Here is a 13,020-nt window from a genome sequence, read left to right as displayed (position 1 = left end):
GCGAGATAGCTCAGCTGGTTAGAGCGCATGATTCATAATCATGAGGTCCCCGGTTCAATCCCGGGTCTCGCTACAAATAAGAAATAAGGCATTTGGGAGGCTCCACTCCTGGGTGCTTTTTCTTTTTCCTCCCCCCTCTGTATCTCAGCATATATTTTTGCATAATCTGGATAGGAAGAATTAGATCAGCGACAAAAGTTGGGTCAAAATTAAAATGATTTATCTAAGTGTTCCTAAATAAGATTAAATGGATAAGGATCCCAACCAATCATGATTTGAGTTAATAATACCCAAAGGGATACTTGAATACCTTACTATAGTAGGTTTTGATAAAGGGGATAGTGGAAAGTCTGTTTATGATAAAACTGAGGATCAAGGACCAATTCTGAGTTTAAATATTATTATCGCTAAAATATCCTTCATATCCTTCACTTTTTCAAGTAAGTCGTTTTATAACAGTGTATTAGTATGATGGATGGTGACTAATATCCTTCACTTTTTGCCGAATATCCTTCACTTTATGTTTCACTTTTTGAATTATCCTTCACTATTTCATTGTTTTGTTCGAATCCGGTACTCTTTATTAGTAATAAACCCTGTAAGCTTATGAAGAATTTATTAACCGGATTCTTTATTTTATATCTATTGGTGTGCTAAATACCGGATTATGAACGGAGCCTTTATCTATTATCCCAATCCCTTAAGTGAACTAACCCTAAGGATGCGGGAAACTATTCCTTTCATAACTATGAGTTATTCGTTTAACAGCTGTTGAATGCAAAGTAGTCATATGGATAACTTGCATTCAACAGCTGTTAAACGAAAGGTAGTCATATCGCAAACGAATAGTTCTTCGTTATGCCCGGATTAAATGTCTTAAATGAAAGGACTACATCTTCGTAGGGATTTGTCTAATACTGTTATATGCGGCACTTTTTGAAGCATTCTTTTTATTTAAATTTCCTATACTGTATTGTCATCGTTTCCGTCTAAAATTGAACTTGAATGTATTTCCGGAAAAAATAAATCATTATTTCTTCCTTCTTCATTGTAATTCTTTTCAATTTTGAACGACTAATATTGAAAAAGGAAAAACAGATGAATAATATAGATCTTGAAAAAGCATTTATCGAAATAATCCAACAAAACGAACGAATTATATATAAGGTGTGTTCGTTTTATATTTCTGATGATGCTACGCTAGGTGATCTTTATCAAGATGTTGTAAGTAATTTATGGGTTGCTTACCCTAAGTTTAGAAGCGAATGTGCGATTTCAACATGGATTTATCGGATTGCTCTTAATACATGTATTTCAAGTGTAAGAAAGGAACTGAAGAAACCACAGAGGGTGCCATTGTCTCAGTTGCCGGATATATTCGAACAAACGGAGGATTCTAGTCCGGACGTTTCAGAATTATATCGTTTAATTTATCAGCTGAAAGACATGGAACGAGCTATCATACTACTTTATCTTGAGGAAAAAAGTTATCAACAGATTGCAGATATAGTTGGATTAACCGTATGTAATGTGGCCATAAAACTGAAGCGGACCAAAGAGAAGCTGCAAAGTATGTCTAACAAATAAAAATAATAAATATGGAACTGGATGATTTAAAAAAAACATGGGATTTAATAAATGATCGCATGAAGCAAAAAGAGAAAATGGATGCAGCCATTATAAAGGAAATGCTGCTTGCCAAATCTGATAAAGCATTTAGCCGGATAATAAATTATGATTTCTTTAGTGTGATAGTCAGTGTAAGTGCTATCGGCTTACTTACATGGCAAATGACCCGGCTCTATTTTGGGCCATTTAAAACAGGAATCTTTTTGTTTGCCATTGTCTTTTTAATTGTAAGCGCGCTACGTAGTATCCGGAATATTCTTATTCTGAATAAAATCAATTTTACGAATCCGGTCAATGAAAACATCCGTCTGGTTCAACACTATAATATTACAGTAAAACGGAATAGAATAGTAAATTATAGTGCCGTTGTTATTCTGATAGCCCTGGTAGTTGTGGCTTGTCTTTTGTCTCCCAATATGGAGATGTGGAGATGGATAACAATCGCAATTAGTGTTGTAGTAGGATCAATCGGGGCCTGGTGGGAGTATAAACAAATGTATCGAAAGAATATTGATTCAATATTACAGAGTCTGGAAGAATTGAAAGACTTAGAAGAGAACTAATATTCTTACTTCGAATCTATTTGATTATATTTGTAGGAAGTAACATTGGGAGAATGAAAACATATACGCAGACAGAGGAATGGAATGAAGAGATGAACTTTTCATTTTACAGGATGGAGACTCTTTATGAGCTGAGTAATGGTGAGCCGGACGTGCCTCATCGCCACGATTTCTATACCATTTTACTGGTTTGCAAGGCCCGGGGGAAACATTTTATTGATTTTCACGAGTACGAGTTGACGGACAACCAACTGTTTTTTGTCAGTCCCGGACAGGTTCATCAAATGGTGGAGGAGGTAAAGCCCCGGGGATACTGCATCATGTTTTCGAGCCAGTTTCTGCTGGATAATCAGATCCCCATTTGTTTTATCGATGAGCTTCGGCTGTTTCATGATTATGGAGATTCTCCCCCGCTTGCGTTAAATCAGGATGTGCTGGAAAGGCTGGTCAATTATGCCGACGAGATGGAGCAGGCCGTTCAATCGAATATGAAATTCAAAGAACAAGCTGTAGCCTCTCTGTTGAACCTGCTCCTTATAAGATGCGATAATCTATGTGCACTTTCCAATGAGAATCCTCAGACGATAGAGGCAAAGAATACACTGCTGAAATCTTTCAGAAAGATGGTGGACGAGAAGTTTGCCGAATGGCACCAGATAGCAGATTATGCTACGGCATTGAACGTGACTCCCGACCACCTGAACCGGGTGGTGAAAAATATAATCGGTGTTACGGCCAAAGAGTATGTACAGTCGCGTATCATTGTGGAGGCCAAACGGTTGCTTTACTTCTCCGACCAATCAGCCAAAGAGATAGGTTATCGGCTGGGCTTTAGCGAACCGGCCAACTTTAGTGCTTTTTTTAAGAATATAACCGGTATTTCTCCTTTAAATTTTAAATTGAAACGCTGATATCGGATTTTCATATGTTTTTCCTGTTTATTCATATTTCCGGACCATCCGCCCGGTAGTACCTTTGTATTGTAATCAAAAACAAGCGATTGGATATAAACAAATAAACAGAATAGATATGAAAACAGTATTGCATAAAGCGGCTTCGAGAGGACATGCCAATCATGGATGGTTGGAAAGTTATCATACATTTAGTTTTGCAAATTATTACAATCCTCAACGGATTCATTTCGGTGCCCTGCGGGTGCTGAACGACGACAAGGTGAGTGCCGGGATGGGATTTGGGAAACATCCTCACGACAATATGGAGATTATCTCGATTCCGTTGTCGGGCGAGTTGGAGCATAAGGATAGCATGGGCAATGTGGCTGTAATTAAAGCCGGAGAGGTACAGGTGATGAGTGCCGGTTCCGGAATCTATCACAGTGAATTTAATAAAAGGGAGGATAAGGAGGTGCGTTTCCTTCAGATATGGGTTTTCTCAAACAAAAAGAATGTAACGCCCCGCTACGATCAGATATCCATCAAAGAAATTGCGAAGGATAATGCTTTCTATCAGATTTTATCTCCCAACAGCGACGATCAGGGGGTGTGGATCTATCAGGATGCCTGGTTCCACCTGGGTAAATTTGAAGCGGGTAAATCGGATACCTACGAGTTTAAGAAAAAGGGGAACGGACTATATGTGTTTGTGCTGGAAGGACAGGTTGAGGTAGAAGGACAGGTGCTGGACCGCAGGGATGGTCTGGGAGTATGGGATGCCGACCAGCTCACGGTTAAAGCCAGTGCAGATTCGGAGGTGTTGTTGATGGAAGTCCCGATGACGGTCTGATTCCAGTCTTGCCAGAGTTATTAATAAATAAGAGGGTTGACTTCAAAGCGAAGTCAACCCTCATCTGTTTTATAGAATATGATTAAACATATTTTACGGCAGTCCCTGCAGCAGTAACCATAAGCATGCTTCCGTTGGCTCCTACAGTTTCATAGTCGAGGTCGATGCCTATTACAGCATTTGCTCCCATGCTTTTGGCCTGTTCGCTCATCTCTTTCATGGCAATCTCTTTGGCTTCGCGCAAAACGCTTTCGTACGATCCGGCACGTCCGCCAACGATATCTCTGATTCCGGCAAAAAAGTCTTTAAACATATTTGCTCCGATAATTGTCTCGCCAGACACAATCCCGTAATACTGCGTGATTTGTCGGCCTTCAATGGTGTTTGTGGTGGTAAGTAACATATGAATTGATTTAATTTACGAAGCAAATATACGTTTTTTTATAATTTATCTGTCATAGTAAACTCCAATAATCCACCATTCACAATATCATTGTAGGTAATAAACAGTTTGTCAAGTTTTTTGCCATTCAGCTTTACCTCCTTAACATATTTGTTGGCAGCACTGTTGTTGTTCACTTTTATCTGGAATGTACCTCCTTTTACCGGGATAGATGCCTGATCTACCATGGGGCGTCCAATGGCAAATACAGGTTCGCCCGGGCACACCTGATAGATACCCAGTGCACTCATTACATACCAGGCCGACATTTGTCCGCAGTCTTCATTTCCAATAATGCCATCGGGCGCATTGGTATAGAAGTTCCGCATAATCTGATCGAGACGTTCCTGTCCTTTGTGCGGTGCGTCTGTCCAGTTATACAGATAAGCCATGTGGTGACTTGGTTCGTTGCCATGTGCATACTGGCCGATCAATCCGGTTATATCTCCGGAAGCTTCGGCTCCGTCAATCTGCGAAGAGGTGGTGAATAAGGTATCCAGACGGGTTTCAAATTCGCCTTTTCCACCAATGGCATCAATAAAATTGTCCATATCGTGAGGTACAAAGAAGCTCCACTGGAAGGCGTTGCCCTCGGTGTAATCGCTCTTCATATGAGCCGAATAACGAGGATTGAACGGGGTGCGGAATGAACCGTCTGCCATTACGCCACGCATCATCTTTGTTTCAGGATCAAGGTAGCGTTTGTAGTTTTGAGCTTTAAGTGCGTAGGCTTCCGCCACCTCTTTATTCCCGGCATGCTCGGCAATCTTTGAAACGCACCAGTCGTAATAAGCCATTTCTACTCCCCATGAAACCGATTCCGGCAGCGAGTCGGCCGGAACGAATCCAAGCTTTTCTTTAAAGTAAGTGTGGCGGGTGATCAGATCAAGCTCGCGCGTTCCTTTAAATTTCTCTGCCAGATCTTCTCGGTAGACAGACGAGCGTGCGGCTGCTTCTGCCCAAACGGAAAGATCTCCTTCTGCCAGTCCCTTCGAAACAAGATCGGCCAATACCGATGTGGCAGGATAGCCCACCATGCAACCGGTATAGCTGGAAGCAAGGGGCCACTTCGGCAGGATGCCACCTTCTTTATATCCATGTACCATCACTTTGCCCCAGTCGGCCGCCAATGCGGGATCAATGATTGTCATCAGCGGATGCAAAGCCCTGAAGGTGTCCCACAAAGAGAATACGGTATAATTGGTATAACCTGCTTCGGCTGTGTGTACCTGCTTATCCATTCCAAGGTATCTGCCATCCACATCCTGATAGGCAAAAGGCGCAATCATAGAGTGATAAAGCGCGGTGTAGAAGTTTTTCATCACCACCGGATCCGAGCTTGTCATCGAAACCCGGTTTAAAGCCTCGTTCCATACCTGTTCCGATTGAGCCACAGTTGCGTCGAAGTCCCATTCCGGCAGTTCGCTTTCCATATTTTTTACAGCACCGTCAGGATCTACCGGTGACAGAGCCACTTTTACAAGCAGAGGTTTGTCTGATGCCGGAAACTTGAAGTGGTATTTCAAATCTTTGTCCGAATGCATCTTGGAAGGAACGGAGGCCGGGGTTTCTTTGCCATCGGTAAACATACGGATGGAATCGGCCGGTTCAGAAAAAAGAATACGGTACGAAACAGAATGGAAATGGGCCCATCCCTGTGTACGGAATGTTCCCCGGATCTCTTCGTTGGAAACCACTTCCACATCATTCGATACCAGTTTATGTCCCCAGTTTGGCTGAAGGATATGTCCCAAATCCAGCATCACCCTGCGGTCGGACGTGTTGCTGTAGGTGTATTTATGAAATCCTACCCGATCGGTGGATGTAAGCGCTACGTCGATACCGAAATTATCCAGGCGGACTTTATACAATCCCGGCGAAGCCTGTTCGGTTTCTTTCGTAAAGGTGGCTACGGGTTTGATGGAATCGCCTCCCGAGAAGGGAAGTAAAGCCACATCGCCCAGGTCGCCGATGCCAGTGCCGCTTAGATGCGTGTGACTGAAGGCGTAGATCTGGCGGTCGTCGTAATGATAGCCGCTGCTGGCATCCCAACCCATAATATGTGTATCCGGACTAAGCTGAACCATGGCAAAAGGACGGGTGGCTCCGGGAAAAGTATGACCGTGAAAACCGGTTCCGATAAACGGATCTACGTATTGTATCTTGTTTTCCTGTTCCTTTACAACCTGTTTAGTCTGGCATCCGAAAAATATTAAAAAGGAGAATGCAATAATAGATGCAATTGTTCTTTCCACTTTCTGAATAATTGATTTAATTTGTACTTAATAAAAATAACGAGAATTTAGGCGAAAAGTTGATACCTGGCAACAAAGTTACTAAAAAGTTTCTGGAACTTGCAACTTTCAATTGACATCAGCGTCTTACTATTACAGATGAAAACAGAAGAGTTTACAACGAAAATACTTCCTCTGAAGAATAATCTGCTACGGGTTGCATACCGGATAACGGGCAACGCGGAGGAGGCGGAAGACGTTGTACAGGAAGTGATGTTGAAAATGTGGAGCCAGCGGGATAGCTGGGATACGATAGATAGTCTTCCTGCTTACTGTATGATGATGAGCCGAAACCTGGCTTTGGACAGGATTCGCCATTGGCGCAGCCACGAAGAAGAGGTAACGGACGATCAGCTGGCTATAGTATCTGATGCAACCCCGTTTAGTGAGGTTGCCTATAATGACCAGCGTGAATGGGTGTTGCGCCTGCTGGAAACGCTTCCCGACCTGCATCGTAAAATGATTCAGCTACGGGAAGAAGAAGAGCTAAGTTATGCCGAAATTGCCGGCGTACTTAATATAACGGAAAGTAAAGTTAAATCAGACCTGTTCAGAATACGCCAATACCTGAAACAGGCATTTGAAAAAGTAAATAGTTATGGATTACGCAATGATAAATGAACTATTGAACAAATACTGGCTATGTGAAACTTCGCTTGAAGAAGAGCGTGAGTTAAGACGATTTTTTGCTTCGGAAGAAGTTCCGGAACATCTACTCGCATACAAAGCCTGGTTCTGTGGCCGCGACGAAGCAGCTATTCCTGTGCTGGGAGCCGATTTCGATAAGCGAATCCTGAAAAAGATCAAGCCCAAAGAACGCCTGTCGTTCCATTTGGGCCGAAGATACGTTACGGGTATCGCTGCATCTCTTGCGATCCTTGTTGCTGCTTCTCTCTATGTGTATAATCAAACCGACTGGGCGGATCCCTCTTACCAGGATACATATCAGACACCCGAGGAGGCGCTTAGAGCAGCCCAGGTGTCGCTGTCTTTTGTCTCTTCCGAAATAAACAGGGGACAAAAAATGGTTTACAATGAAATGAAGAAAACAGCACCTATTACGGATCTCATAAATAATATTGATAAACTTGAAGGAGAATGAGTATGAGGAGTAAGACTTTGCTTGTCACTTTGTTGCTGATCACTGCAACGGTAGCCTCTTATGGGCAGCAGTTTGCGGGAAAATTTTTGAAAGAGTTTGATTACGACCGGAATTTCTCTGTAGTAAATATTACTCCCGAAATGTTTGGCATGATGGGAAACATGGACATAGATGACCCCGATTTAGCCTCTTTGATTAAAAATATTGACGGACTTCGTATTGTTTCCGCACCGAGTAATAAGCCCGTTTACGAAAAATGGTCGCTTAAATCTTTAACCGGCTTTGAAGAGATCATGTCCATCCGCAGCCCCGGAGCTTCGGATATGCGGCTGATGGTGAAAAGATCTAAGAATAAGGTAAAGGAGCTGGTGATGTTTGTGAAAAACGACACCTCCTTCGTGGTAGTAAATATTGCAGGTAATATGGAGATGAAACAGTTATCCAAATTATCCGGTATTACAGGTGTGAAAGAACTGGAACAACTAGATAAAACCAAAGACAAAGACAAATAATTTATGAAAAACTACATTCTAACACTTGCATGCACCCTGGTGTGCCTTTTTACATCCATCGGCCTGTCTGCCCAGCAGTCGGCTAAAAAGGATTTATCATTGATTGGAAAATGGAATTACGAAGCTACTTCGGCTCCGTACGGTTATAACCAGGGGGTGATCGATTTCGTTGAGAAAGATGGAAAGTTGTCGGCCAAACTCGATATCCAGGGTAACGTCACTCAAATCGAATCATTTACAGTAAAAGGGAATACCTATACTTGTACTCTTTATATGGATGGAGCATCTATCGATGTTACTATCCTCAAAGAGGGAAAGAAGCTGACCGGTAAAGCTGAAGTGAATGGTGATGTAATGCCTGTTACATTCTCGCGCGCCAAAGAATAGCCGATTTGAACCTTTTCGTTTGCTCTGCTTCGGGGTTTCCCGTACCTTTGCCGTAAACAATTGATACAATGTTTACAGTTATTGGCATAATGCTATCAGGGATTCTGGCAGGTTATCTGCTCAGAAGCCGGAAAGAGATGCGTTTTACAGGGCGTTTAATTTCCTATACTATCTTTTTATTGCTGTTTCTGCTGGGTATCTCGGTGGGGAACAATGAGGCAATTGTAAATAATCTTCCGGAAATAGGAGGCAAGGCTTTTCTTATTGCTGTATCGGCAACTTTGGGAAGCCTTATCTGTGCCTGGGTGGTGTACCGTTACTTTTTTAAGAAAGAGGGCGAATCATGAAAGGCAGTATAATCATCGTATCTTTTTTTGTTCTTGGGGCTGTATTGGGCTGGGCCGGATGGTTGCCCGACTTTTTGTTGGAGACCGATCATACCAGGTATGCTTTATACCTGCTTATGTTTTTAGTCGGGGCCAGTATCGGAGCTGATAATAAATTACGTGAGATTTTTCAAAGGCTTCGTTTCGATGTATTGCTGGTTCCTCTGGCTACTATTGTGGGTACCCTGGTGGGGTCTGCCCTGATCAGTGCAGCGCTTGCCGATGTGTCGCTTACCGATTGTCTGGCTGTGGGGTCTGGCTTCGGTTACTATTCGCTTTCCTCCGTTTTTATTACACAATATAAAGGTGCGGAAATGGGAACCATTGCCCTTACAGCCAATATCATCCGCGAAATTCTGACATTGCTTGCAGCTCCATTGATGGTGCGTTATTTCGGCCGACTGGCACCGATTTGTGCCGGAGGTGCAACAACTATGGATACCACTTTACCTATCATCACCCGCTATTCGGGAAAAGATCTGGTATTTGTTGCCATTATTCACGGATTTGTTGTAGACTTTACAGTTCCGTTCTTTGTTACATTCTTTTGTACCATTTAGTAACGAAAGAGACTTGTTTGCTTTGGATTGATTGTGCAACGATTCTTGTTAAAAGATTGTTTATCTTTTAATGCTTGAAAAATAAGTTTTGTTTAGCAGAATTGATTATTTTTGTTCATCATGTTTAAATTATATATTTTATGAATAAACAATTCATTCTTGGGCTTTTGGCTTTAACTTCCACACCGTTTGTGTTGCAGGCGGCCGATGAAGCGAGGTTGTTGCGCTTCCCGGCCACCAATGGCAGCGAAATTGTGTTTTCTTATGCCGGCGATTTATATAAGGTTGCTGCCTCGGGGGGTGAGGCGAAGCGGCTGACTTCCCACGTGGGATACGAAATGTTTCCCCGCTTCTCTCCCGATGGAAAAACCATTGCTTTCACCGGACAATATGATGGTAATACTGAGGTATATTCTATGCCTGCAAGTGGAGGAGAGCCTCTGCGTGTTACCTATACTGCTACAAACTCACGCGATGACCTGGGAGATCGTATGGGGCCGAACAATATCGTGATGACCTGGACGCCCGATGGTTCTTCCATTGTGTACCGTAACCGTATCAGCGATGGCTTTGCCGGCAAACTTTATACTGTTTCTCCCGAAGGTGGACTGTCTCAGGTGATTCCTTTACCCGAGGGCGGCTTCTGCAGCTATTCGCCGGATGGTAAGAAATTGGCCTACAACCGCGTATTCCGCGAATTCCGTACCTGGAAGTATTATCAGGGTGGTATGGCGGACGATGTGTGGGTGTACGACGAGCAAACCAAAAAGACCGAAAATATCACCAATAACGTGGCACAGGATATTATGCCGATGTGGATTGGAGATGAGATTTTCTACATCTCCGACCGCGACCGCACCATGAATATCTTTGTGTACAATACAAAAACAAAGCAGACCAGCAAGGTGACTAACTTCACCGAATACGATGTGAAGTTCCCGAGTTGCAACGGCAACATGATCGTGTTTGAGAATGCCGGTTACATCTATAAACTGGATGCCAGCACCAAAAAAGCGGAGAAGGTTACCATTAGTCTGTCGTCCGACAATATCTATGCCCGTTCCGAGGTGAAGGATGTGTCCCGTAACATCAGTGCGGCCAGCTTGTCTCCGGCCGGAGAGCGCTTGGTTGTAACTGCCCGTGGTGAGGTATTTAATATTCCGTCCGACAAAGGGGTTACTAAAAACATCACCCGCACTCCCGGTGCCCACGAACGCAATGCCAGCTGGTCGCCCGATGGTAAGTACATTGCCTATATCTCCGACGCAACCGGCGAAACAGAACTCTATATCCAACCTGCCGCCGGTGGGGATGCTATCCAGCTTACAAAGAACAACGACAGTTATATCCGTTCGTTGCAATGGAGTCCGGATGGTTCGAAAATCTATTATACCGATCGTAAAAACCGGATCAACCAGTATACCGTTGCCACCCGGAACGTTAGCCTGGTTATGCAGGATCCTGTTGGCGAGTTCAGAGACGTATCCATTTCACCCGACGGAAAGTGGCTTACCTACAGCCGTACGGCCGACAATGAATTCAACATCGTGTATGTATATAACCTGGATACGAAGAAAGAATATCCAGTAACCGACAAGTGGTACAGCTCTTATAACCCGGTGTTCAGTGCCGATGGCAAATACTTGCTTTTTGTTTCTGCCCGCGACTTCAATCCTACCTATGGTTCTACAGAATGGAATCATGTATATAATAACATGTCAGGTGTATACATGGCTCTTTTATCTAAAGACACCCCTTCTCCTTTCCTCGAAAAGGATGATGCGGTTGCTGCCAAAAAAGAGGTTTCTGTAACAGTTACAGATGCCAAAGCCGGAAATAAAACGAACAAGGCTGTTGATAAAGGTGTTGATAAGTCTGTTGATAAGTCCGCAAATGCCGTTAAATTCGATGCCGAAGGTATTGCCGACCGTATCATCCGTATTCCGGTTCCGGGAGCAAATTACGACAATATTTATTCCGATGGAAAGAAGGTTTACTATTATGGCAGAGGAGCAACTCAGGTATATGATCTTGAAAAGCAGAAGGAAGATGTAGTTGCCGAAGTTGCACGTATGTTTGCCGAAAATGGATACAAAAAGGCAATCTTCTTTAAGAACGGATCTATTTACGTAAAAGACATTCCTTCAGGCAAGGTGGATCTCAGCGACGCTGTAAATACTTCCAACATGAAGGTTACTACCGATTATGCTAAGGAATGGGCTCAGATTTACGATGAGGGATGGCGTCACATGCGTGATGGTTTCTATCTTGAAAATATGCACGGGGTGGATTGGAAAGCCATGAAAGCTAAATACGAGGTGTTGTTGCCTTACGTTAAAACCAGACTTGATCTGAATTATCTGATTGGTGAACTGATTGGCGAACTTAATTGCGGTCACGCTTACATCAATCCGGGTGAAACGGATCGTCCTGATAGATTGCAGACCGGTCTGCTTGGTGCTGAGGTGTCTCGCGATAAGAGCGGATATTTCCGGATCGAGAAAATTATTCCGGGTGCTTCCTGGAATAAGGAGCTGCGTTCGCCGCTTACAGAGCCCGGAGTAAAAGCTGCCGCGGGCGATTATATTATTGCTGTAGACGGAGTAGCGGCCAACACGGTGAAGGATCTTTATTCGTTGTTGGTCGGCAAGGCAGGTGTTCCTACCGAACTTACCCTGAATAGTACGCCTTCAGCTGCAGGTGCTCGTAAAGTGGTTATCAACCCTATTGCAAACGAATATCCGTTGTATCATTATAACTGGATACAGAATAACATCCGTAAAGTGGATGAGGCTTCTAACGGAAAGATCGGATATATTTATATCCCGGACATGGGCCCGGAAGGATTGAACGAGTTTTCCCGTTATTTCTATCCTCAGCTGGATAAAGAGGGCTTGATTATCGACGACCGTGCCAATGGGGGTGGAAATGTTTCGCCTATGATTCTGGAACGTTTGTCGAGAGAAGCCTACCGCGCAACCATGCGTCGTGGTTCCACCCGTATCGGAACTGTGCCAGATGCCGTGCAGATCGGCCCGAAGGTTTGTCTTATCAATAAATATTCGGCTTCGGACGGCGACTTGTTCCCATGGGGTTTCCGTGCGTTGGGATTGGGTAAGCTAATCGGAACGCGTACCTGGGGTGGTATTGTGGGAATCAGCGGATCACTGCCGTTTATCGATGGCAGCGATATGCGCGTGCCTTTCTTTACAAGCTACGATCCTAAAACCGGAAAGTGGATTATCGAGAATCACGGCGTTGATCCGGATATCCTGATTGATAATGACCCGGCCAAGGAATGGGCAGGCGAAGACGAGCAGCTGAATCGTGCCATCGAAGAGGTAAAAGCTCAGTTGAAAGATCGCAAACCATTGCCTCCGGTTCCTGCTCCAAGAGATTTCA

General features: G+C 43.7%; 13 protein-coding genes and 1 tRNA gene. 12 read left to right on the top strand and 2 right to left on the bottom strand.

Translation table 11 applies throughout. The features are described 5' to 3' along the window. The 5 genes from AB7E53_RS11935 to AB7E53_RS11915 all read left to right on the top strand — a co-directional run bounded on the left by AB7E53_RS11935 (position 1) and on the right by AB7E53_RS11915 (position 3,935). Positions 1-73: transfer RNA gene (locus AB7E53_RS11935), tRNA-Met, on the top strand. 1,025 nt (positions 74-1,098) lie between these two features. Beyond that, positions 1,099-1,587 carry an RNA polymerase sigma factor gene (locus tag AB7E53_RS11930; protein WP_446775861.1) on the top strand — a complete coding sequence of 163 codons (489 nt, stop codon included), beginning with the start codon at positions 1,099-1,101 and terminating at the stop codon, positions 1,585-1,587. An 11-nt stretch (positions 1,588-1,598) separates the two neighbouring features. Further along, positions 1,599-2,192, top strand: a complete 594-nt coding sequence (locus AB7E53_RS11925) for a hypothetical protein (RefSeq protein WP_446775859.1) — start codon at positions 1,599-1,601, stop codon at positions 2,190-2,192. A 53-nt stretch (positions 2,193-2,245) separates the two neighbouring features. Next, positions 2,246-3,103 (top strand): helix-turn-helix domain-containing protein, encoded by an 858-nt coding sequence (locus AB7E53_RS11920; protein WP_446775857.1) that lies wholly within the window; start codon positions 2,246-2,248, stop codon positions 3,101-3,103. A gap of 118 nt (positions 3,104-3,221) precedes the next feature. After that, positions 3,222-3,935, top strand: a complete 714-nt coding sequence (locus AB7E53_RS11915; RefSeq protein WP_079684397.1) for a pirin family protein — start codon at positions 3,222-3,224, stop codon at positions 3,933-3,935. Positions 3,936-4,017: 82 nt separating this feature from the next. On the opposite strand, the gene AB7E53_RS11910 is transcribed toward AB7E53_RS11915, so the two are convergent. Together AB7E53_RS11910 and AB7E53_RS11905 are read right to left on the bottom strand one after the other, a co-directional pair. Further along, a complete protein-coding gene (locus AB7E53_RS11910) occupies positions 4,018-4,338 on the bottom strand; it encodes a heavy metal-binding domain-containing protein (RefSeq protein ID WP_068184722.1) in 321 nt (106 codons plus the stop codon). Between the two features lie 38 nt (positions 4,339-4,376). Beyond that, entirely contained in the window at positions 4,377-6,590 is a 2,214-nt protein-coding gene (locus AB7E53_RS11905) for a GH92 family glycosyl hydrolase (RefSeq protein WP_446775863.1), read from the bottom strand. Between the two features lie 180 nt (positions 6,591-6,770). Between AB7E53_RS11905 and AB7E53_RS11900 the strand changes: the two genes are divergently transcribed. The 7 genes from AB7E53_RS11900 to AB7E53_RS11870 all read left to right on the top strand — a co-directional run. Next, positions 6,771-7,292, top strand: a complete 522-nt coding sequence (locus tag AB7E53_RS11900) for an RNA polymerase sigma factor (RefSeq protein WP_068184719.1) — start codon at positions 6,771-6,773, stop codon at positions 7,290-7,292. Next, a complete protein-coding gene (locus AB7E53_RS11895) occupies positions 7,270-7,773 on the top strand; it encodes a hypothetical protein (protein ID WP_139376666.1) in 504 nt (167 codons plus the stop codon). The genes AB7E53_RS11900 and AB7E53_RS11895 overlap by 23 nt, the downstream gene beginning before the upstream one ends. Then, entirely contained in the window at positions 7,770-8,285 is a 516-nt protein-coding gene (locus tag AB7E53_RS11890) for a DUF4252 domain-containing protein (protein ID WP_079684395.1), read from the top strand. Before AB7E53_RS11895 ends, AB7E53_RS11890 begins: the two co-directional genes overlap by 4 nt. 3 nt (positions 8,286-8,288) lie before the next feature. Further along, a complete protein-coding gene (locus AB7E53_RS11885; protein WP_079684394.1) occupies positions 8,289-8,672 on the top strand; it encodes a hypothetical protein in 384 nt (127 codons plus the stop codon). A 68-nt stretch (positions 8,673-8,740) separates the two neighbouring features. Then, positions 8,741-9,019, top strand: coding sequence for a LysO family transporter (locus AB7E53_RS11880; RefSeq protein ID WP_068184708.1), 279 nt, complete (start codon positions 8,741-8,743; stop codon positions 9,017-9,019). Continuing rightward, a complete protein-coding gene (locus AB7E53_RS11875; protein WP_446775856.1) occupies positions 9,016-9,618 on the top strand; it encodes a lysine exporter LysO family protein in 603 nt (200 codons plus the stop codon). The genes AB7E53_RS11880 and AB7E53_RS11875 overlap by 4 nt, the downstream gene beginning before the upstream one ends. Positions 9,619-9,758: 140 nt before the next feature. Next, positions 9,759-13,020: S41 family peptidase (locus AB7E53_RS11870; RefSeq protein WP_446775854.1), on the top strand; the 3,262-nt coding region annotated here is incomplete at its 3' end.

Origin of the sequence: Macellibacteroides sp. (assembly GCF_050251695.1) — a bacterium.
In the GTDB taxonomy this organism is placed as follows: Bacteria; Bacteroidota; Bacteroidia; order Bacteroidales; family Tannerellaceae; genus Macellibacteroides; species Macellibacteroides fermentans.
This window is presented reverse-complemented; position numbering and strand designations above follow the sequence as displayed.